The organism is Enterobacter sp. UPMP2060, assembly GCF_053709655.1.
On sequence record NZ_JBSKJQ010000003.1, the window covers coordinates 44,904 to 66,715 of the forward strand.

Here is a 21,812-nt window from a genome sequence, read left to right on the forward strand (position 1 = left end):
TAGACTAAAACACGCAGAAATTATAGCGATAGCAATAGCCCCGCAGAACACATAATTATTAATCGTATGAAACTCGATCGCATTGTTTGAATAATCGCCTTTTTGCACGATCGAGATCACACTAATTGAAATTATCTCTAATATTTTGAAACTTATTATTGAAATAAGACTACGAGATTTTTAAAAATAGCATGCCATTGACGAGCAGCCTCGTTTAGAAATCGTTCACAGTGGTTCAGGAAATACTCAAAAAAATTATAAGGAACATTTAAGATGAAACTTAAATTAGTTGCAGTGGCAGTCACTTCCATGCTGGCAGCAGGCGTTGTTAACGCTGCCGAAATTTACAACAAAGACGGTAACAATCTGGATCTGTACGGTAAAGTAACAGGTCTGCACTATTTCTCTGATGACGCTGGCGCAGATGGCGATAAAACCTACATGCGTATCGGCTTCAAGGGCGAAACCCAGGTTAACGACCAGCTGTCCGGCTACGGCCAGTGGGAATATCAGATTCAGGGTAACAAAGACGAAGGCGACAACCAGTCCTGGACCCGTGTGGCGTTTGCAGGTCTGAAGTTTGCTGAAGCAGGCTCCTTTGATTACGGTCGTAACTACGGCGTAATTTACGACGTGACCTCCTGGACCGACGTCCTGCCAGAATTCGGCGGCGACACCTACGGTGCCGACAACTTCCTGCAGTCTCGTGCAAACGGCGTTGCGACCTACCGTAACCAGGACTTCTTTGGTCTGGTTGACGGCCTGAACTTTGCTCTGCAGTATCAGGGCAAAAACGGCAGCGTAAGCGGTGAAAACACCAGCGGTCGCAGCCTGCTGAACCAGAACGGCGACGGTTACGGCGCGTCCCTGACTTACGATCTGGGTGAAGGTTTCAGCGTGGGTGGCGCAATGTCCTCTTCACGTCGTACCGCTGACCAGAATGCGGCTGGCGTATACGGTGAAGGCGACCGCGCTGAAGTGTACAGCGGTGGTGTGAAATACGACGCAAACAACATTTACCTTGCTGCACAGTACTCTCAGACCTATAACGCAACCCGCTTCGGTACCTCTAACGGTAATCGCAGCGACATCTACGGTTTTGCAAACAAGGCGCAAAACTTCGAAGTTGTGGCTCAGTATCAGTTCGACTTTGGCCTGCGCCCATCCATTGCTTACCTGCAGTCTAAAGGTAAAGACATCGAGAACTTCGGCGACCAGGATCTGGTTAAATACATCGATGTTGGCACAACCTACTATTTTAACAAAAACATGTCCACCTACGTGGATTACAAAATCAACCTGCTCGACGACAACCAGTTCACTCGCCAGGCAGGCATCGGTACCGACAACATCGTTGCGCTGGGTCTGACCTACCAGTTCTAAATCTTGTCTGTACAAAAGCCAGCTGAATAAGCTGGCTTTTTTTTATCCGTCACTTTTACCCGGCTGACGGCTCCCCGCTCGCCGCCCGACGCAGCCAGTTTTGCAGCAACTTACCGTCCTCGGTCATCTCCGAATCCGAACGCACGCAGAGGTGATAGTCGCGCCCGTCATCAATGGGTAAGTCAAATATCTTCACCAGCTCGCCGCTCTCAAGATAAGGCGCGATCAGCGGCTCGCGCATCAGCGCACAGCCCAGCCCGGCCTGCACGCCCGCCAGCGTTAACAGCCCGTCTTCAAACAGGGGGCCGCTGCGCCGCAGAGCTCGTTTTACCCCCTGCAGCAGAAACCACTGCGGCCACGTGGTGCGCTCTTCATCATGCAGCAGCGGCATTTGCAGCAGTTGCTCAGGCGTGTCGATATGGCCATGAATGCGCAAAAACGCGCGGCTGCACACCGGCACCATCTGTCCGGAAATCAGCTTTTCGCTCTGATAGCCCGCCCACTGGCCGTTACCAAAACGAATCGACATATCCGACGCATCGCTCAGATAGTTACGATGGTTGGCATACACTACGTTGATCTCGGTCTGCGGATTGGCACGCATAAAATCAGGCAGACGCGGGATAAACCACCCCATGCCAAAAAGCGGGATCAGGCTGATGGTGACCTGACGCGTTTGCGCCTGCCCGGCCAGATGTTCCGTTGCCTGGCGCAGCACGTTAAATGCCGCACGGATCGAACGGTAATATTCACGTCCATGCTGGCTCAGCACCAGCCTGCGCCCCTGACGTTCCGTCAGCGGCATTTGCAGATACCCTTCGAGCACCTTGAGCTGATGGCTGACCGCCGACGGTGAGATATCCAGCTCCTGCGCGGCAAGCGTGACGCTGCCCAGCCGGGCGATGGCCTCAAAGGCACGGACGGCCCGAAGCGGCGGATCGTTTGCCAGACGGCTGTCTGCATACGCAGGCAAACCCGCCGATTGTTCTGTTTTATTCATATGTTGATTTCTTTAGGCTTTTCACCAGAGAACGCGATTACATTATCTTTATATAAATCATTAAGATAAAACAATAGCGGTTTATCATAAGAAATAATATATGTGTATTTTACAATTAAATTCATTTATCGGATGGTAGCCGCAGAAAGAAGACTTTGCGGGAACAGACGTTGGATACACTCATACAACAACTGATCAACGGTGTGATGCTGGGCAGCATTTACGCGCTGATCGCGCTGGGCTATACCATGGTGTATGGCATCTTGCGCATTATTAACTTTGCTCACGGCGATATTCTGATGGTCGGTGCGCTCACCACCCTTTCCGCCATTAACGCCCTGAACGCCACCTTTCCTCACATGCCGCTGCTGTTGCAGCTTGGCGTTGCCCTGGCGATTGCCATGGCCGTTTGCGCCCTGCTGGCAATGGCCGTGGAGCGCTTTGCCTACCGTCGACTGCGCAACGCCCCGCGCCTGGCACCGCTTATTTCGGGTATCGGCGTCTCGGTCCTGCTGCAAACCGTGGCGATGATTATCTGGACGCGCAATCCGCTGATGTTCCCACAGATCCTGCCCATGGAACCGATCGCCGTGACGTCGGGAAGTGAAATGCATCCCCCTGCGATTGTGACCGTCACCGGCATTGTTACCGTGGCGCTGGCGCTTGCGGTGATGACGGGGCTATGGCTGCTGGTGGAATACACCCGCCTGGGGCGCGGCATGCGCGCCGTGGCGGAAAACCCGCGCGTTGCCACGCTGATGGGGGTTAACCCCAATGCCATTATTACCCTGACGTTCGCCATTGGCGGCGTGTTCGCCGCGCTGGCAGGCGTCATGATGGCCAGCAACTACGGCAACGCCAGCTTCTCGATGGGCTTTTTGCCCGGGATCAAAGCCTTTACCGCCGCCGTGCTGGGAGGCATTGGCAACATTCGTGGCGCCATGATTGGCGGGATCCTGCTCGGCATTATCGAAGCGCTGGGCGCAGGTTACCTGGGTGAACTGACCCACGGCGTCTTCGGCAGTAACTATCAGGACGTTTTTGCCTTCATGGTCCTGATCCTGGTGCTGGTCTTCCGTCCGGCAGGCCTGCTGGGCGAGCGCGTAGCGCACAGGGCGTGAGGGATACAATGACAACGCTTCAACTACAAACCCCGGCGGCGACGCGCAAATTCTGGTCAGGCATGGTCCTGTTCTGCCTCGCGCTGCTGGTTGCGCCCGTGGTGGCCACGCAGCTTGGCGGCAACTACTGGGTGCGCGTTATCGACTTCGCCCTGCTCTACATCATGCTGGCGCTGGGGCTAAATATTGTGGTGGGCTATACCGGCCTGCTGGATATGGGGTTTATCGCCTTTTACGCGGTCGGCGCCTATCTCGCCGCGCTGATGGCCTCGCCACACCTGCTGGAGGTGTTTCCTCTCCTCGGCGTCTGGTTCCCGGACGGGCTGCACACCTCATATCTGCTGATTATTCCGCTGGCGGCGCTCGTCGCTGCGGTCTGCGGCATTTTACTGGGTGCTCCCACGCTGAAGCTGCGCGGGGACTACCTGGCGATAGTGACCCTCGGCTTTGGCGAAATCATCCGCATCCTGATGCGCAACCTCGACCGTCCGGTGAACATCACCAACGGTGCGAAGGGCATTACCGGGGTGGATACGCTGAATCTGTTCGGCCTGAAGTTCAGCGGCGTATACCACTGGTTTGGTTTCAAAGTGCCCGCGCTATGGCTGTGGTACTACCTGCTGATGCTGGTGATTGTGGCGATTATTTTTGTCTGCCTGCGCCTGCAGCATTCCCGTATTGGCCGCGCCTGGCACGCCATCCGTGAAGATGAGGATGTGGCCCGCGCGATGGGCATCAACGTGCGTAACTATAAGCTGCTGGCCTTTGCGATGGGTGCCTCTTTTGGCGGCGTGGCGGGTGCCCTGTTCGGCGCGTTCCAGGGCTTTGTCTCCCCGGAATCCTTCACGTTACAGGAATCCATTGCCGTACTGGCGATGGTGGTGCTGGGCGGGATGGGACACATTCCGGGCGTGATCCTCGGCGCGATACTGCTTACCGCCCTGCCGGAACTGTTGCGCAGTCAGGCAGCCCCGGTTCAGCAGGCGCTGTTCGGTACGGTACTGATTGACCCGGAAGTGCTGCGTCAGCTGTTCTACGGCCTGGCGCTGGTGCTGGTCATGCTGGTGCGTCCTGCCGGGATCTGGCCGGTACGCCACAAGGAGGTGAATACATGAGTCTGTTAACCGTACGCAACATGTCCAAACGCTTCGGCGGGCTTACCGCCGTGGATGACGTTTCGATCGCCGTGAACAAGGGCGAGATCTACGGCCTGATTGGTCCTAACGGGGCGGGAAAAACCACCTGTTTTAACCTGATCACCGGGCTTTATCCGGCGGACAGCGGTGAATTTTCCATTGCAGATAAGCCCTATTTCCCAAAGCACATTGAGAAAGTCACCGCCGCCGGGATCGCGCGTACCTTCCAGAACGTGCGCCTCTTTAACGACATGTCGGTGCTGGAAAACGTGATGGTGGGCCGCCACGTGCGCACCCGTAACGGCCTGTGGGCCGCGCTGAGCCGTCACAAACGCGCTCGCGAAGAAGAGAAACAGACCCGGGAGCTGGCCTGGCACTGGCTGGAGTACACCGGCATTGCGAAGTTCGCCCACTACCGCGCCTGCGATCTGGCGTATGGCCATCAGCGACGTCTGGAGATTGCCCGCGCGCTGGCAACGGATCCGCTGCTGCTGGCGCTGGACGAACCCGCCGCCGGGATGAACGCTGCTGAAAAAGTGGCGCTCGGCGAGCTGCTTATCCGCCTTCGCGATGACGGCAAAACCCTGCTGATGATCGAACATGACGTCAAGCTGGTGATGGGCATCTGCGATCGCCTGACGGTGCTTGATTACGGCAAAACGCTCGCCAGCGGCACGCCGGAGAGCGTGCGTCGCGACCCGGCGGTGATCGCCGCCTGGCTTGGAGGCAACGCCCATGTCTGAATTACTGAAGGTGGAACGTCTGGACGTGCATTACGGCGGCATTCAGGCCGTACGCGATGTCTCTTTTACCCTGCGCGAGGGCGAACAGGCTACGCTGATCGGCGCTAACGGCGCGGGGAAAAGCTCCACGGTGCGCGCTATTACCGGGCTGGAAAGCTTTAGCGGCCGTATTGAATTCAACGGTAAAGCGGTGCGTAAGCACAGGCCCGAAACCCTGCTCCGTGACGGTCTGGTGATGGTCCCGGAAGGCCGGGGGATCTTCTCCCGAATGACGGTGGTGGAAAACCTGCAGATGGGCGCCTGGCTCAGGCGTGACACTGTCACCGTTAAGCGCGAGATGAACGAGATCTTCGAGCGCTTCCCGCGCCTGGGCGAACGCCAGCATCAGCTCGCCGGCCTGCTTTCCGGCGGTGAGCAACAGCTGCTGGCCCTTAACCGCGCCCTGCTCAGCCGCCCGCGCCTGCTGATCCTCGACGAACCCTCGATGGGCCTTGCCCCGAAGATGGTCGAGAACATTTTTGCCGTCATTGCCGGCCTGCGCGAGCGCGGCGTTGCCCTGCTGCTCATCGAACAAAACGCCCGTCTCGCGCTGGAAGTCACCGACAGCGCGTGGGTGATGGACAGCGGCAGCATTGTTCATCATGGCGAATCGAAAGCGCTGCTCAATGACGACCAGATTGCACAGATTTATTTGGGCGAAATGCCCGTTTAACAACACCAGCCAACATCAGGGAAACACAATGAAAACAGTAAAAATCAGTGCGCTTAGCGCCGCTATCCTCCTCGGCAGCTTTGCCTCTACCGGAGCCTGGGCCGCCGACGGCGAAACCGTGGTTATCGGTCTGGCAGGCCCGCTCACCGGCCCGTCTGCCCGTATCGGTAAGGACCTGGAGAACGGCGCGCAGCTGGCCATTGACGACATTAACAAGCAGCACCCGACCATCGGCGGCAAAGCGGTGACCTTCAAACTGCAGTCCGAAGACGATCAGTCCGACCCGCGCACCGCCGTGGCCGTGGCGCAGCGTCTGGTGGATAGCGGCGTGGCGGGCGTTGTCGGTCACTGGAACACCGGTACCAGCATTCCTGCCGCACGCGTCTATCACGATGCGGGCATCGCACAGGTGGCACCGGTCGCGACCGGTCACGCCTATACCAAACAGGGTTTTGATACCAGCTTCCGCGTGATGGGCCACGACGACGACGGCGGTCAGTTTGCCGGTCAGTACGCGGTCAATACCCTCAAAGCCAAACGTATTGCGGTGATCGACGACCGTACCGCCTTTGGTCAGGGACTGGCGGACCAGTTCATTAAATCCCTTGAAGCGCAGGGCGTGAAGGTTGTCGATCGTCAGTACGTTGATGACAAAACGGTGGACTTCAGCGCCGTGCTGACCGCCATCCGGAGTAAAAACGCCGATCTGATCTTCTTCGGCGGCGTCGACAGCCAGGCCGCACCGCTGGCGCGTCGTATCAAACAGCTGGGCATGAACGCCACCCTGATGGGCGCAGGCGGATTTGTCAGCCAGACGTTCCTGCAGCTGGCGCAGAAAGAAGGCGAAGGCGTGGTGGCGCTGGAGCCGGGTCTGCCCGTTGACCAGATGCCGGGTGGAAAGGCATTCGAACAGGCCTATCAGTCCCGCTACCACACCCATATCGAACTGCACGCCCCGTTCGCCTATGACGCCACCCGCGTGCTGGTTGCGGCGATGGAAAAAGCAAACTCCGTTGAGCCGTCCGACTATCTGCCCGCCCTGCGCGCCATCAGCTACTCCGGCGTCACCGGCCAGATCGCGTTTGATAAAGAAGGTAACCTGAAATCGCCGTCCTTCACCGTTTACAAAGTTGTCGACGGCAAATGGCAGCCGCAGACCGTGCTGGGTGGCGCAAAAGCGAAGTAACGCAGCGAGGGCAATGTGATGAGTGATAATAACGAGCTGGGCATTCTCGCCCGCCGCAAAATTGAAGCAGAAATTATAAAGCCAATTTATGAAATCCTGGTGCGCGAGATAGGGAAAACCCGCGCCCAGGCGGTCATTGGCGAGGCCATTGAGCAGGCCGCGATTGACGCTGGCAAAGCGTTTGCCAGCAAAGAACCCAACGGCGCGGACGTAAAGAGCTTCATCGCCCTGCAGTATCTGTGGGAGAAAGATAACGCCCTGGACGTGAAGGTGATCGACGCCGACGACCAGCAGTACAACTACAACGTGACCCGCTGTCGTTACGCGGAGATGTATCACGAAATGGGGCTGGGCGAGATTGGTCATCTGCTCTCCTGCGCGCGCGATGAAAAATTCATCGTTGGCTATGCGCCTGACGTGAAGCTGACCCGCACGACCACCATCATGCAGGGCGGTTCGTGCTGTGATTTCCGCTACCGCAGCAGTAAGGACAAAACATGATCCGCGTTAACGCCGCACGGCTGTGGTCAACGCTAGAGATGATGGCGCAGATCGGCGGCACGCCCGCCGGCGGCGTGACCCGCCTGGCGCTGAGCGAGGAAGACCGGATTGCCCGTAACCTGCTGCGCGACTGGGCGCTGGACGCGGGTTTCACCTGCGAGGTCGACAGCATGGGCAATATGTTTATCCGTCGCGCGGGGAAAAACCCGCAGCTTGCCCCGGTCATGACGGGTTCACATTTGGATACCCAGCCGCTGGGCGGTAACTACGACGGTGTTTACGGCGTGCTGGCCGGGCTGGAGCTACTGCGCACCCTTAACGATCATAACGTTGAGACCGAGCGTGACGTTGTGCTGGTGAACTGGACTAACGAAGAAGGCGCGCGCTTTGCGCCAGCTATGCTCTCTTCAGGGGTCTGGACGGGACAGTTTAGCGAAGCGTACGCCCATGCCCGCGCGGATAACGATGGCATCACCGTGGGCGAAGCGCTGGATAGCATTGGCTACCGGGGTGAAACCCCTGCCCGCGCGTTTCCGGTTCACGCCTGCTACGAACTGCACATCGAACAGGGCCCGATCCTGGAAGATGAAGCCATTGATATCGGGTTAGTCCGCGCGGCAATGGGCCAGCGCTGGTTTACCCTGACGCTGGACGGATTCGCCGCCCACGCGGGCACGACGCCGATGCACAGCCGCCGCGACGCGCTGACCGCCTTCGCAGAGCTGGCGCTGAAGGTGGAAGAGATTGGCTACCGGCATGCGCCGGACGGACGCGCGACGATCGGTAGGGCGAAGGTTACGCCAAACTCGCGCAACGTCGTGCCGTCTCGCGTGGAATGCAGCGTTGAGTTTCGCCATCCTATGCAGCAGGCGCTGGAAGCCATGGAAGCTGCGCTGCATAAGGTGGCTGAAAGCCTCAGCCTGCGCGGCGTCGCGGCTGCCGTTGAGCGTATTTTCGACTACGCGCCCATCGCGTTTGACGCCGAATGCCTGGCGCGTTCGGAGAAGGCCGTGGCGGAACTGGGCTATTCGTCGAAACCGATGGTCTCCGGGGCGGGACACGACGCCTGCTATGTCAGCAAAATGGCGCCCGCCAGCATGATCTTTATCCCCTGCGTGAAAGGCATCAGCCATAACGAAGCGGAAAGGATCCTGCCAGAATGGGCGGAGAAAGGGGCGAACGTGTTATTGCATAGCGTCCTGTCTGCGGCCCTTGAGAGATAGAACGGTGCGAAAGCAGAGGGGCTCTGCTTTCGCCAGAATCTACACGGCAACGCGTCGGCTGATTTCGACAACCCGATCGCTGGGAAGGTGATAGTGGTTGATGACGTGCGTGCAGTTGCGCTTCATGAACGCAAAGATGTGCCGTTGCCAGGCCGCCATCCCTGCCTCACCCTCGCCTGCCACAATGGTTTCATGCCCGACATACCAGGTGGCGTCATCCGTGGCGAAAAGCGCGTTAATCTCGCTGACACCCTGCAGCAAACGCGGGATGTCCGGATGTTCCATAAAGCCATACTGCGCCACGCCGTGCCAGTAGCCCGGCGCGCGCTGCTCTACCCTGATGCGTTGTTCTTCCCCCACGTAGGGCACATTCAGAATATCAATGGTAAGCGACAACACATCCTGCTGTAGCGCCCGGTTTCGCGCGACGTGCCAGCGCATGACCGGCGGGATATTGTTTTGTGTCCGGGTCAAAAAGACGGCGGAGCCCGCCACTCTGGGCACCGTCTTTTGCTGAAGCTGGGCAAAGAACGCATCCACGCTGACGCCCTTCTCGCCCACCGATGCGGATACCGCCTTAACGCCGCGGTGCCAGATCAGCATCACCGTACAAATAGCGGCGGCCATCAGCAGCGGAATATAGCCGCCCTCCAGGACCTTAATCAGATTGGCAAACAAGAAGGTGGCATCAATCACCAGGAAACAGAGGGCAATCACCGCGCTGCTGGCGAGGCTCCAGCGCCACACTTCGCGCATCGCCACAAACAGCAGCCCCGTGGTCATCAGCATGGTTAACGACACGGCAATGCCGTACGCGGCGGCGAGCTTATCGGAGGATTTAAAGAACACCACCAGCCCGATGGTCACCCCCATCAGCAGCCAGTTGATTATCCCGATATAAATCTGGCCGTAGCTTTCCGCCGCCGTCTGCTTGATGCGTAATCGGGGTAACCAGCCAAGCTGTATGGCCTGGCGCGTCATGGAAAAAGCGCCGGTAATAATCGCCTGACTGGCGATGATCGTCGCCAGCGCGGCAAGAATGATGAGCGGAACCTGCAGCACCGGCGGACAGAGCGTATAGAAAAGGTTTTGTTTGCTGTCGGCACCGGCCAGAATCAGCGCTGACTGGCCGGCATAGTTGAGCAGCAGCGAAGGAAAGACTATGCCGTACCAGGCAAGCCAGATGGGCTTTTTGCCAAAATGCCCCATGTCTGCATACAGGGCCTCGGCACCCGTCACGCAGAGAAAAACGCCGCCCAGGACCAGGAAACTGGTGTACCCGTTCGAAAACAAAAACGCGATGCCGTACGCAGGGTTGAGGGCCAGCAATACCGAGGGGTGTTGAACGATCCCCCGCACGCCCAGGGCAGCAATCGCCAAAAACCAAACCGCCATGACCGGGCCAAATATTTTCCCTATTCGCGCAGTGCCAAAAGGCTGAAGAAGAAACAGCCCCAGCAGAACCGCCACCGTCAGGGGTAATATGTACGGCTGAGATTCAGGAATGACCATCTCCAGCCCTTCAAGGGCAGAAAGCACGGAGATAGCCGGGGTTATCGCGCCGTCACCGTAAATTAAAGCGGCACCGATCAGGGCGGAAAAAATAACCCAGCGCCCGCCTTTGCCTTTCTCCACCAGAAGCGACATTAAGGCCATGATGCCTCCCTCGCCATGATTATCAATTCGCATGGCAAAGGCGGCATATTTTATGGACGTTACCAGGATGAGTGTCCAGGTAATCAGGGAGAGCAGGCCCAGTATGACGCCGGGCGTCGGGTCATGCTCAGAGAGCGAAAGCACCGTGCGGAAGGTATAGAGCGGGCTGGTGCCGATATCACCAAAAACGACGCCCAGCGCGCCCCCTGCAAGCAGGGTTAACCGGGAGAGCGGTTGGGACGGTTCACTGCTGTGGCGAGGGCGCATATTTTCCAGCAAGAGTCAGATAATCCTTTAAAAAACATAGCCCATCTGCCCCACCCGCGCCAACCGCGCGCCCTGTATTACTGCGGCCTGGCCTTCGCCAGGCTGAACCAGATCCCCACTGCCAGCAACAGCAGCATTCCGCCCGCGCTGCCCAGCGCCACGCTGTGCGAGGTGATAAACGCGCTTTTCGCCGCCTCAATCACCGATTCCGCCAGCGTCGGGGTCAGATCCTGCGCCACCTTCATCGCCTCGCCAATGGATGACGAGGCTTTATCTGCGAGCGAGGCGTTCAGCCCCTGCGGCAGGTCAATCGACGCCGAGAAGCTGCGGGTCAACAGCAGACCAAAGATGGCGATCCCCAGCCCTGCGCCCAGTTCATAGGACATGGTTTCAATCGCCCCTGCCGCGGCGGCTTTCTCTTTCGGCGCAGCGGCCATAATCGCCGAGGTCGAGGCCAGCAGCGCGCTGGCGGCGCTAAAGCCGAGCAGAACCATCAGGGCAGAAGCCAGCAGCTGCTGCGTGCTGAAATCAAGCATCGACAGGCCGATAAAGCTAACGGCGCTGAGCCCCATTCCGCCAGCCGCGACGATGCGTAGCCCTAATCGCCCGACCAGCACACCCGCGATCGGACCGCTAAACCCGCTCGCCACCATCAGCGGCAGCATGAACATTCCCGCTTCAAACGGCGTAAAGCCGTGAACAAACTGCAGCTCCTGGGCCATCAGCAGCTCAAACCCGACCAGGGCAATCATGGCGGTCATCGCCATCACCACGCCGCTCAAAATGATGCGATGGCAGAACAGACGCATGTCGATCATCGGCACGCGGGCGCGGAGCTGAATACGCACGAAGATAAACAGCAGCACCGAGCCGGTAACCAGCGCGGACGCGACCACCCACGGCGACAGTGCGCCTTTGAGGGCTGTTTTTGCGCTGTAGACCAGCAGCAAAATCGCCACTATCAGCATAATGGCATGGCTGATATTCAGCGGCTGCTCCGGGCGTCCCTGCTGAGGAGGCACAAAACGCGCCGCCAGCGAAACCACCACCAGCACGATCGGTACGTTGATTAAAAACACCGAGCCCCAGTAGAAATGCTCGAGCAGCATACCGCCAATCAGCGGGCCAAACGCCGCGCCACCGGACCCCACCGCGGCCCAGACGCCGAGCGCAATATTACGATCCCGCGCGTTGGTAAACAGCGTACGAATCCCAGCCAGCGTGGCCGGAATAATCATCGCCGCGCCGATTGCCAGCGAGGCGCGCGCCGCAATCAGCCACCCTGCTGACGGGGCAAACGCTGCCGCCAGCGACGACAGGCCAAACAGCGTGCTGCCAATCATGAGCAGTCGTTTAAAACCAATGCGGTCACCCAGGGCGCCCATCGGCAGCACCATTCCCGCCATCACCAGCGAGTAAATATCGATGATCCACAGCAATTCATTGCCGCTGGCGCCCAGCGTCATGCTCAATGTCGGCGCCGCCACGTGCAGCACCGTCGCGTCGATCGCCACCGGGATATACACCAGCACGATAATCACTAACGCTAACCACTGACGAAACATAAATTTCCTTTTGTTTTAAAACATGGACACATGTCCAGGATGCGATCCTACGTAAAGTTGAACGCATGTCCAACTTTTTGTTACACTCGTTTCATTCCCATTGAGAGTGAGTAAACATGCGATATCTGAGCAAGGATGAACGGCGGGAAGCCATCTTACAGGCTGCCATGCGCGTGGCGCTGGCTGAAGGACTGGCGGCAATGACGGTACGCCGTATTGCCGCCGAAGCCGGAGTCGCCACCGGCCAGGTGCATCATCATTTTACGTCCGGCGGCGAGCTAAAATCGCTGGCCTTCGTACGGCTAATTCGCGAGCTGCTGGATGCGGATGTCGCGGGTAAACAGGCCGGCTGGCGGGAACAGCTTCATGCCATGCTCGGCAGCGATGACGGGAGGTTTGAGCCCTATATTCGCCTGTGGCGTGAAGCGCAGATCCTGGCCAGCCGCGATGCCGACATCAAAGGTGCCTATGTGATGACCATGGAGATGTGGCACCAGGAAACGGCGGCGCTTATCAAAGCGGGAACGGAGGCCGGGGCATTAAATCCGGGCGATCGGGCGGAAAATATTGCCTGGCGCTTGATTGGTCTGGTGTGCGGTCTTGACGGAATGTATATCTTAAACATGCCCGAAATGGACGAAGCCGCCTTTAACAACCATCTTGATAAATTAATCACGCTCGAGTTGTTTAATACGCCGTCTAAGCAGTGATGTTGCCGGGTGCGGCTACGCCCTGCCCGGCTTACGGTACGGCAAAGGGGCCGACCCCTTTGCGCATTATTTCCCGGCCTGAGGATGTGTATCAAAGCCCGCCATTACCGCCGTCAGCTCCGCCAGTGAAAATCCGTGTTTTGCATCGTCAACGCCCAGCCCAAAGCGTTCCTGCATCAGCTGGTAAAGCGCCTCAGCATCCGGCAAATGGATCTGTTCTTCTACGTGACCGTTCTGCCAGTGGGTAAAGTTGAAGTTGGTTAGCGTCAGCTTGCCGCCGTCCGGCAGATGGCGACACATCAACAGATGATGACGGAAATGCGACTGCGGCCAGTGCGCCGACCAGAAATTCCCCATCACGTAATCGCTGAAATACTGCGTCGTCAGGTCAAACTGGTACATCGACTGCCAGTGCTCGTGGTGACGGAACTGCAGCACCCAGTCGTTCCCCTCGCTCAGCAGACGATACAGCCCGTGCGGCGTCTCCTGTTCTTCATTAGCGAGCAGTCGAATCGGCGCCGTCAGCGTCTGGCCGCCAAACCCCACATCGGCAATCCAGCGCTCACCGTTAAGCTCAACCAGCAGCAGGCGGTGCGTGCGCGGCGGCATTTGCGGCGGATTCGCTAATACCACGCGTCCCAGCACGCTACGCACCATAAACCCGACTTCACGCAGGACGCGCTCATACAGGCCGTTTTGCTCAAAGCAGTACCCCCCTCGACGTGCGGTGACCAGCTTGTCGACCAGACACCGATCGTCAAGCTGGATTTCACGCGGCAGAACGACATCAATATTCTCAAAAGGAATCGCACAGTTGTGATGTAAATGCAGCGCGCGCAGGGTATCGATATCCACCCGAGTCGGTTGCGCCCAGCCGATGCGGGCAAAATAGGCGGTCAGAAATGGGGACATACATCAGTTTCCTTTGATTGAGATGTTCTGTTTATAAACTAATTTTACGCACCCACTTTGATTTACGTGCTTTTTCGTCATACTCATCGGTGTAGATGAGGAGATCCTATGAGCCACTTTCGCCCCGTTGAATTACATCATGCCAGCCGTCTGCTGAACCACGGCCCAACTGTGCTTATCACCAGTCGGGATGAAAGCCTCGACAGACGCAACGTGATGGCCGCCGCATGGTCAATGCCCGTTGAGTTTGAACCGCCGCGCATCGCAATAGTCGTGGATAAAAGCACATGGTCGCGCGAGCTGATTGAGCGCAGCGGGAAGTTTGGCATCGTCATCCCAGGCGTGGCGGCGGCCAACTGGACATACGCGGTCGGTAGCGTCAGCGGGCGCGATGAGGACAAATTCAACTGCTACGGGATCCCGGTCGTGAACGGTCCTGAACTTGGCCTGCCGGTAATTGAAGAGAAATGTCTGGCGTGGATGGAGTGTCGGTTATTACCCGTCACCTCCGCGGCAGAAAAATACGATACCCTGTTTGGTGAAGTGGTTTCAGCGGCAGCCGATGAACGCGCGTTTATCGCCGGGCGCTGGCAGTTTGACGGGGATAAGCTGAATACGCTGCATCATCTTGGTGCCGGGACGTTTGTCGCGAGCGGGAAGATGCTGAAGGCGCTGGATTGATTTACTTAATCATATCATACTGAATTATAGTAAATTTCTATGGCATTTTATGTTTGCCATTGCGTTTTAAAACGGAGGATATTTCCGGAGTTGCTGCATTAGCACTCTCGCGTTAAGGAAATATCAATGACATGGAATAAAGATGGCGCAATCTCGTATGCCAAATCACACGCCCAACCGAAGAGTACGGGTTATTGTGCTCACTACGTCACCGAAGCGATCAGAACAGGTGGAAGATTAAAAATCCCCAATACGCGTCTGGCAAAAGACATGGGACGAACATTGGTCAATGCTGGATTCCGCCTGGTATACGATCAACCTCATGCTGGTGACGTAGCCGTTATCCAGAATATTGCGGGCCACGATAGCGGGCACGTATGCATATACGATGGTCAGCAGTGGATTAGCGATTTTGTACAACGCTCTCTGTATCCAGGACCGGCCTACCGAAACATACAGCCTCATTACGAACTGTTCAGGCATGACTAATGAAAACACTCTTCTTTTTACTTTTCGCCCTGTCTCCGTTCGCTGTCGCAGATAACATTTATGCACCGGGCCAGGCGGCGCTTAAATTCAATCAATGGTATATCGCGCAGTTAGATCAGAACAAACCGCCCGTACTCAATCCGGACATTATGAATAATTACGTTGCCGCAGAGACTATCGCAGCAATTAAAGAAATGTACTCTGGCGACAGTAACGAAAAAGACATGCCAGATGCGGATATGTTTATCAAATCACAGGACTGGGATGAAGACTGGGATCAGATAACCGTCTTACATTCTGATTTTGATGCCGTTTGCACAAACGTCTATATCGCGTTTGGTAAGAAACAAGATCACGTTGTAGCAGATTGTCTCGTTCAGGAAAAAGGCGTATGGAAAGTTCGCTCGGCCACGCTGATTAAGTAACAACGTAATATGAAAGGAAACGCCCTCTGTCGCAGAGGAAAAAGCACACGATAGCCCAGCGGCTACCGTGTGCAATTAATTACTTCGCACGTCGTGAAATAATCTCATCCGCAACATTCCGCGGGGCTTCCGCAAAATGATGGAACTCCATCGTATACGTCGCGCGTCCCTGGGACATCGAGCGCAATGTCGTGGCATAACCAAACATCTCTGCCAGCGGCACGTCAGCGCGAATAATCTGGCTTCCGTACTGCTCTGCCATCCCCTGCACCATGCCGCGGCGGGAGGAGAGATCGCCCATGATGTTACCGGCGTACTCTTCCGGCGTTTCCACCTCTACGTGCATGATCGGCTCAAGAATCACCGGATCCGCCCTGCGGGCGCCCTCTTTGAAGCCGAGGATCGCCGCCATGCGGAACGCCATCTCCGAGGAGTCGACGTCGTGATACGAGCCAAACGTCAGCGTCGCTTTGACATCAACGACCGGATAGCCCGCCAGCACGCCGCTGTTCATCGCTTCCCGCAGCCCTTTCTCAACGGACGGGATATACTCGCGCGGCACCACGCCGCCCTTGGTGGCATCTTCAAATTTAAAGCCACTTCCGGGCTCCAGCGGCTCCAGGCTCAGCACCACATGGCCGTACTGCCCTTTACCGCCGGACTGACGAACAAATTTACCTTCGATATCCTTCACCGTTTTACGCAGGGTTTCACGGTAGGTTACCTGTGGGCGGCCAATGTTCGCCTCAACGCCAAACTCGCGCTTCATGCGGTCGACGATGATCTCAAGGTGTAGCTCACCCATCCCGGAGATAATGGTCTGGCCGGACTCTTCATCAGTATGCAGGCGGAAAGACGGATCTTCCGCCGCCAGACGCTGCAGCGCGATCCCCATTTTCTCCTGATCGCCTTTTGTTTTCGGCTCGATCGCCAGCGAGATAACCGGGTCCGGGAACTCCATGCGTTCAAGCGTGATCACGGCATTTGGATCGGTGAGCGTGTCGCCGGTAGTCACATCCTTCAGCCCAACGCAGGCCGCAATGTCTCCGGCGCGCAGTTCGTCCACCTCGTGGCGATCGTTGGCATGCATCAGCACGATACGCCCGATGCGCTCTTTCTTCCCTTTCACCGGGTTGTACACCGCGTCGCCTTTGCGCAGCACGCCAGAGTACACGCGGATAAAGGTCAGTTGACCGACGTACGGGTCGCTCATCAGCTTGAATGCCAGGGCCGAGAACGGCTCATCATCGCTTGGATGACGCTCCGCGTGCTGCCCTTTTTCATCCACGCCATCAATGGCAGGCACGTCCAGCGGCGACGGCATGAGCTCAATGACCGCATCGAGCATGCGCTGCACGCCTTTATTTTTGAACGCGCTGCCGCACAGCATCGGCTGAATTTCACCCGAGATGGTGCGAATACGCAGCCCTTTGATAATTTCCGCTTCCGTCAGGTCGCCGGTTTCCAGGTATTTGTCCATCAGCTCGTCGCTGGCTTCCGCCGCCGCAGAGACCATTTTTTCCCGCCATTCCTGGGCGGTACTGACCAAATCGTCCGGCACGGGCGCATAGGTGAATACCATGCCCTGCGTCGCGTCGTCCCACAGAATGGTGCGCATCTTGATGAGATCCACCACGCCGGTGAAATGATCTTCTGCACCCACCGGGATGACAATCGGCACCGGATTGGCCTTCAGGCGCTCCTGCATCATCCGTACGACGCGGAAGAAATCGGCACCCGGACGGTCCATTTTGTTGACGAAGGCCAGTCGCGGAACGTGATATTTATTGGCCTGACGCCAGACGGTTTCCGACTGCGGCTGCACGCCGCCCACGGAGTCATACACCATCACAGCGCCGTCGAGCACGCGCATGGAACGTTCCACCTCAATGGTGAAATCCACGTGGCCCGGGGTGTCGATGATGTTGATCCGGTGCGGCTCATAGCCTCTGTCCATACCCGGCCAGAAGCAGCTGACGGCCGCGGAGGTAATCGTGATCCCGCGCTCTTGCTCCTGCGCCATCCAGTCAGTGGTTGCCGCGCCATCGTGTACTTCACCCAGCTTGTGGCTCATCCCGGTGTAAAACAGGATGCGCTCAGTGGTGGTGGTTTTACCGGCATCGATATGCGCGGAGATACCGATGTTGCGATAACGTTCGAGAGGGATGGGTCGGGGCATGATATTTCCTTAGTCACTATGACTTGTCTGTGACGACCAGGATGGTCGTGCATTCGTTCGTTTGCTATAATAGTCCTATTGTACGAGTATTATCGAACTATTTTTTAACGGTTGACCTATTGTTGATATAGCTCAATCTGACGCCAAACGCAGGAAAACGATGATCCCAAACCACCCTGAAACTGAACAAATACTGCTGGAAAATGTGCTGTTTGCCCTCGGCAACCCGCTCCGGCTTGCGATCATTCGCCGGCTGGCCGATGGCAGCGAACTCAGCTGTAACGCGCTGCGCCCGGAGGATGTAGTAAAATCGACAATGACACACCACTGGCGCGTACTGCGCGACAGCGGCGTTATCTGGCAGCGCCCGCAGGGGCGGGAGAACATGATTTCGTTACGCCGAGACGATCTGGACGCCCGTTTTCCAGGGCTGATGGAGATACTGCTGCAGGTTAAATAATTTCAGTCCCTTCCAGACGATAGACCGGGATCCGCCGGGTTGTTTTGGTGAGCGTATCAAACACCTCGGCGTCGGACGTCGCGATCCTCATTCCCGTTTTGCGTAATCTCTGCACATCGGCCGCGATGCGCTGAATGCCAAACCAGAAAAGCCCGTCGAGTGCCGTCACCGACAGCCCGTTTTCCAGCGCCAGCCTGAGGCGTTCCTTCGGGGCTTTAACCTGCTGGGCAATTTGCCGGTAAGGCAGTTCATTGCATCCTGTCGCGTCACTGCGCTGGATACGCGTTTTCAGCTGATAGGTAAATTCGTCAGGTATTCCGTCGAGATCTCTTTTAAGGCTATAGACGCAGCCAAAGCGCTTGCCGTTAAACAGAACATTTTTCTGACTGAGCTGAAGCTCTTTTCTGACAACGTCTATCAGCTGGGGCGCACGGGTAAGGAGCAGCCTGAAGGGCAGCTCGAAGCTGGTGACGTAATCCACATTAAGCAACGCGAGGCGCAGCCGCTCCTCTGCACCGGACTGTTGCTCACGACACTCCTCCATCACCTCTGCCCACTGGCGCGTCAGGCGCTCCGGCTCGGCGGCTTCGGTAAGGAGATATTTTTCAATCTGATAATCAACTCTTCCGGTCATCGTGTGGTATCCCGTCGCTGTGGGTGCGGTAATTCTATACAGCGCGGTGAGTTTTATAAAGGACTGAACCGCAGCGGCACCCTGAAAATGTCGTTGCGATTCAGCATCCTGACGTTTCGGATCAGTGCGCCATTATCCAGCCCATCAGCAGCGTGGCGAAAATCACCGTCGACGCGCCGCCGATGCGGGTGGCAATCTGTGCGAACGGCATCAGCGACATCCGGTTAGACGCGGACAAAATGGCCACGTCCCCCGTTCCGCCCAGCCCGCTGTGGCAGCAGGTCACAATGGCCGCTTCCACAGGATACATATTCAGACGCGACGCGATAAAGTAGCCGCTCAGCGCCATCGCAATCACGACCGAACCGCATACCACCACGTATCCCACCGAGAAGACCGACACCACGCTCTCAAGCGGCACGTATAACATTCCGAGGCCGATCATCAGCGGCCAGACCAGCGCAGCCGAGACGAATTTATAGCAGCTGTGCGCGCCCTGCTCCATTGAGGCCGGGATCACCCTGAAGTATTTACACAGAACGGCAATCAGGATCATCAGCACCGGGCCGGGAATGTGGACCAGTTTTTCAAACAATCCGCCGACGATGAAAAACGCGCACACCATCAGCAATCCACCCCCCATCAGATGAAAATCCGTCTGTTGCGTGCTTTGCGCCCCGGCAAACAGGCTGGCGTCGTCTTTACTCCGCGTAAGCATGCCATTTCCCGAAAGCGCAGGACGTTTCGCGCCGAGACGCGCCAGCGATCCCGCACAAATAATGGCGAAGATATTCCCGACGACCGCAGCGGGTGCCAGCTGCGCAACGTAGACGTCCGGCGTCTGCCCCAGTATTGCCGAATAGGCCAGGGACAGCGGCAAAATCCCCTCGCCAATCCCGCCGCCGATGATGGGCACAATGATGAAGAAGAAGGTGTGGTAAGGCGTATAACCAAACAGTGAGCCCACAATGAGGCCGCTCAGCACGGCCATGCATGTTCCGGCCACCAGCGGAACAAACATGCGCATCATCCCCTGGATCAGCAGCACCCGGTTCATCCCCAGAATACTGCCGACCACCAGGCAGGCGATGACGAAATAGAGCAGATTCGCCTCTTTCATCAGCAGATGCACGGTATCAAGGGTATGTTTCCCGAATACGCCAAAATAGACCAGCACGGAGGGGACCATCAGGCACAGGATCGCCGGGCCGCCGATATCTTTCAGCACCGGGATTTGACGCCCTACTTTGGCAAACGCGAAGCCGAGGGTCATGATGACCGCGAGTCCACCAATCATATTTTTTGGCAGCAGCCCTGCCCAGGCGGACGTCGCCACAATCGCGGCGATCCCGACGAACAGCATCAACGGGACCGTGCCCACCTCGGTATTGTTGAGCCCAAAGGCAAAACGCGAGGTCGACAGTTCAGAAGTCGGTACAGGATTATCTTTCATATAATCACCTGAATTTGTGTTCGGATAAACAGAGAAAGGAATAACTGAAACTATTCCTGATACGAATAAATGTTCTTAAATATAAATAAAGACTTAGATGGCCTTTTCTAAAAACAGGCTCAACATGAAATTAGCACGGGCCTGCCGGAAGAAATGTGAACAATTCGGCTCTTTGCTTTTAAATAACTTAATTCAGCATTAAGTAACTAAAGTTATTTATGGCGCCCATTGTCGCTTTCTTGCGTCTTATCAATATTTGACGAAAGTATTAGTTATCCAACTAATGCAATCTTTTTGAAATTAATAAAACCAGAGAGAGTGTGACCCTTGTCACTCCTGCCCTGCTTTCTAAGCGCTAGATTAGCGCTGCAATAAAACACATAAAATACCCTACAGGAAATACTATGCCTTCATTACTATTACAGTCACTGTTTCCGCTCGTCTTTATAATGTTACTTGGATGGCTAAGTGGAAAGCTGGGATATTCCCGGCGTGAAGATGCCAACGTTATGGCAACCGTGGTGATTCGTTTCGCCCTTCCTTTCCATCTTTTTATCGGCGCATTGCATACCGACCCGAATAAAATTAAGAACCTGACCTTTATGGCCGTTTTAGTTGTCGGTTTAATGGGATCGTATTTACTGACGCTATTTATTTCGCGCTACGTTTTTCGCCACGATATCAAAACCAGCGCCATTCAGTCTCTGGTTTGCGCCTTTCCTGATATGGCCTACTTTGGCGCACCGGTCCTGGCGGTATTGATTGGGCCGGAAGGATTTATCGGCGTGCTGATTGGCAATATTATTACCAGCGTTATCATGATCCCTCTGACTATCGTCCTGATTCGTATGGGTGATAAAAACGGTCAAGATGGCCTGGAGGCACTGCACCCGGGCGCGATGATCGTGCAAAACCTCATCAAGGCGGCGCGCAATCCTATCGTCTGGATCCCGGTCTCCGGCGTATTGCTCAGTCTGGCAGGCGTGCAAATTCCTTCCATTCTCAGCATGCCCATCGAAATGGTTGGCAAGGTTTCAGGCGGACTGTCCCTGTTTGCCCTCGGCCTGTTGTTTTACGGTGAGCGTCCAAAACTGAACGTGCAGACGTTTACCAACATCAGTATTAAAAACCTTATTCAGCCGGCAATGATGGCCGCCGCGGGGATCGCCTTTGGCCTGAGCCACACCTTACTGCAGCAGGTCGTCATTATTGGCGCAACGCCTTCCGCGATTGCCGCAGGGATGTTTGCCTTACGCAGCGATACCTATATTGATACCGCATCCTCTTCCATATTAATTGGCACTGCCGTCGGGGTCGTGACCGAAGGCATTATGATCTATTTCATCTCTTAATCTGCTTTAAATAAAAAATTCAGG

Annotated in this window: 21 protein-coding genes; 14 read left to right on the forward strand and 7 right to left on the reverse strand. The window is 56.5% G+C overall.

Annotated features, from left to right (window positions below; all coding sequences use genetic code 11):
- The first annotated feature begins 273 nt into the window (after nucleotides 1-273).
- The gene (locus ACWKXN_RS09135) at nucleotides 274-1,383 is read left to right on the forward strand and encodes a porin OmpC (protein ID WP_454543677.1); all 1,110 of its coding nucleotides are present in this window, start codon (nucleotides 274-276) and stop codon (nucleotides 1,381-1,383) included.
- Between the two features lie 55 nt (nucleotides 1,384-1,438).
- Here the strand turns inward: ACWKXN_RS09135 and ACWKXN_RS09140 are convergent, their stop codons facing one another.
- Nucleotides 1,439-2,383: a LysR substrate-binding domain-containing protein gene (locus tag ACWKXN_RS09140; RefSeq protein WP_248180062.1), complete on the reverse strand. Its 945-nt coding sequence runs from the start codon at nucleotides 2,381-2,383 to the stop codon at nucleotides 1,439-1,441.
- Nucleotides 2,384-2,553: 170 nt separating this feature from the next.
- Here ACWKXN_RS09140 and ACWKXN_RS09145 point away from each other — a divergent pair, with 170 nt between their 5' ends.
- Genes ACWKXN_RS09145 through ACWKXN_RS09175 form a run of 7 tightly spaced genes read left to right on the forward strand, consistent with a single transcriptional unit; the run spans nucleotide 2,554 to nucleotide 9,005 of the window.
- A complete protein-coding gene (locus tag ACWKXN_RS09145) occupies nucleotides 2,554-3,504 on the forward strand; it encodes a branched-chain amino acid ABC transporter permease (RefSeq protein WP_094934999.1) in 951 nt (316 codons plus the stop codon).
- 8 nt (nucleotides 3,505-3,512) lie between these two features.
- Nucleotides 3,513-4,619, forward strand: a complete 1,107-nt coding sequence (locus ACWKXN_RS09150; RefSeq protein WP_023335815.1) for a branched-chain amino acid ABC transporter permease — start codon at nucleotides 3,513-3,515, stop codon at nucleotides 4,617-4,619.
- Nucleotides 4,616-5,383, forward strand: a complete 768-nt coding sequence (locus tag ACWKXN_RS09155; protein WP_039262838.1) for an ABC transporter ATP-binding protein — start codon at nucleotides 4,616-4,618, stop codon at nucleotides 5,381-5,383. The genes ACWKXN_RS09150 and ACWKXN_RS09155 overlap by 4 nt, the downstream gene beginning before the upstream one ends.
- Complete coding sequence (locus tag ACWKXN_RS09160) at nucleotides 5,376-6,095, forward strand: ABC transporter ATP-binding protein (RefSeq protein ID WP_331395432.1); 720 nt, start codon at nucleotides 5,376-5,378, stop codon at nucleotides 6,093-6,095. Before ACWKXN_RS09155 ends, ACWKXN_RS09160 begins: the two co-directional genes overlap by 8 nt.
- A 28-nt stretch (nucleotides 6,096-6,123) precedes the next feature.
- Nucleotides 6,124-7,281 (forward strand): branched-chain amino acid ABC transporter substrate-binding protein, encoded by a 1,158-nt coding sequence (locus ACWKXN_RS09165; protein WP_454543678.1) that lies wholly within the window; start codon nucleotides 6,124-6,126, stop codon nucleotides 7,279-7,281.
- 18 nt (nucleotides 7,282-7,299) lie between these two features.
- The gene (locus ACWKXN_RS09170; RefSeq protein WP_032656897.1) at nucleotides 7,300-7,782 is read left to right on the forward strand and encodes an L-2-amino-thiazoline-4-carboxylic acid hydrolase; all 483 of its coding nucleotides are present in this window, start codon (nucleotides 7,300-7,302) and stop codon (nucleotides 7,780-7,782) included.
- Nucleotides 7,779-9,005, forward strand: a complete 1,227-nt coding sequence (locus ACWKXN_RS09175) for an allantoate amidohydrolase (protein ID WP_454543679.1) — start codon at nucleotides 7,779-7,781, stop codon at nucleotides 9,003-9,005. Before ACWKXN_RS09170 ends, ACWKXN_RS09175 begins: the two co-directional genes overlap by 4 nt.
- Nucleotides 9,006-9,044: 39 nt before the next feature.
- Here the strand turns inward: ACWKXN_RS09175 and ACWKXN_RS09180 are convergent, their stop codons facing one another.
- A complete protein-coding gene (locus ACWKXN_RS09180) occupies nucleotides 9,045-10,928 on the reverse strand; it encodes a potassium transporter Kup (RefSeq protein WP_182072937.1) in 1,884 nt (627 codons plus the stop codon).
- Nucleotides 10,929-11,005: 77 nt separating this feature from the next.
- Nucleotides 11,006-12,493: an MFS transporter gene (locus ACWKXN_RS09185; protein ID WP_039262842.1), complete on the reverse strand. Its 1,488-nt coding sequence runs from the start codon at nucleotides 12,491-12,493 to the stop codon at nucleotides 11,006-11,008.
- A 116-nt stretch (nucleotides 12,494-12,609) separates the two neighbouring features.
- Here ACWKXN_RS09185 and ACWKXN_RS09190 point away from each other — a divergent pair, with 116 nt between their 5' ends.
- Nucleotides 12,610-13,203, forward strand: coding sequence for a TetR family transcriptional regulator (locus ACWKXN_RS09190; protein ID WP_454543680.1), 594 nt, complete (start codon nucleotides 12,610-12,612; stop codon nucleotides 13,201-13,203).
- Between the two features lie 66 nt (nucleotides 13,204-13,269).
- Here the strand turns inward: ACWKXN_RS09190 and nhoA are convergent, their stop codons facing one another.
- On the reverse strand, nucleotides 13,270-14,115 hold the full coding sequence (nhoA, locus tag ACWKXN_RS09195) for an N-hydroxyarylamine O-acetyltransferase (protein ID WP_454543681.1): 846 nt from the start codon (nucleotides 14,113-14,115) through the stop codon (nucleotides 13,270-13,272).
- Nucleotides 14,116-14,223: 108 nt separating this feature from the next.
- Between nhoA and ACWKXN_RS09200 the strand changes: the two genes are divergently transcribed.
- The 3 genes from ACWKXN_RS09200 to ACWKXN_RS09210 all read left to right on the forward strand — a co-directional run bounded on the left by ACWKXN_RS09200 (nucleotide 14,224) and on the right by ACWKXN_RS09210 (nucleotide 15,710).
- A complete protein-coding gene (locus ACWKXN_RS09200) occupies nucleotides 14,224-14,796 on the forward strand; it encodes a flavin reductase family protein (RefSeq protein WP_454543682.1) in 573 nt (190 codons plus the stop codon).
- A gap of 126 nt (nucleotides 14,797-14,922) precedes the next feature.
- Entirely contained in the window at nucleotides 14,923-15,285 is a 363-nt protein-coding gene (locus ACWKXN_RS09205) for a hypothetical protein (RefSeq protein WP_069302881.1), read from the forward strand.
- Nucleotides 15,285-15,710 carry a DUF3828 domain-containing protein gene (locus tag ACWKXN_RS09210; protein WP_064672604.1) on the forward strand — a complete coding sequence of 142 codons (426 nt, stop codon included), beginning with the start codon at nucleotides 15,285-15,287 and terminating at the stop codon, nucleotides 15,708-15,710. The genes ACWKXN_RS09205 and ACWKXN_RS09210 overlap by 1 nt, the downstream gene beginning before the upstream one ends.
- A 79-nt stretch (nucleotides 15,711-15,789) precedes the next feature.
- On the opposite strand, the gene fusA is transcribed toward ACWKXN_RS09210, so the two are convergent.
- Complete coding sequence (fusA, locus tag ACWKXN_RS09215; protein ID WP_039262847.1) at nucleotides 15,790-17,889, reverse strand: elongation factor G; 2,100 nt, start codon at nucleotides 17,887-17,889, stop codon at nucleotides 15,790-15,792.
- Nucleotides 17,890-18,049: 160 nt separating this feature from the next.
- Between fusA and ACWKXN_RS09220 the strand changes: the two genes are divergently transcribed.
- Nucleotides 18,050-18,349 (forward strand): ArsR/SmtB family transcription factor, encoded by a 300-nt coding sequence (locus ACWKXN_RS09220; RefSeq protein ID WP_045889258.1) that lies wholly within the window; start codon nucleotides 18,050-18,052, stop codon nucleotides 18,347-18,349.
- Here the strand turns inward: ACWKXN_RS09220 and ACWKXN_RS09225 are convergent.
- A complete protein-coding gene (locus ACWKXN_RS09225; protein WP_045889259.1) occupies nucleotides 18,342-18,983 on the reverse strand; it encodes an ECs1377 family protein in 642 nt (213 codons plus the stop codon). The two genes, ACWKXN_RS09220 and ACWKXN_RS09225, sit on opposite strands and share 8 nt — an antisense overlap.
- 121 nt (nucleotides 18,984-19,104) lie before the next feature.
- On the reverse strand, nucleotides 19,105-20,436 hold the full coding sequence (locus ACWKXN_RS09230) for a 2-hydroxycarboxylate transporter family protein (RefSeq protein ID WP_033145663.1): 1,332 nt from the start codon (nucleotides 20,434-20,436) through the stop codon (nucleotides 19,105-19,107).
- A gap of 404 nt (nucleotides 20,437-20,840) precedes the next feature.
- On the opposite strand from ACWKXN_RS09230, the gene ACWKXN_RS09235 reads away from it, so the two are divergent.
- Nucleotides 20,841-21,788, forward strand: a complete 948-nt coding sequence (locus ACWKXN_RS09235; protein ID WP_023311961.1) for an AEC family transporter — start codon at nucleotides 20,841-20,843, stop codon at nucleotides 21,786-21,788.
- Nucleotides 21,789-21,812: the final 24 nt, after the last annotated feature.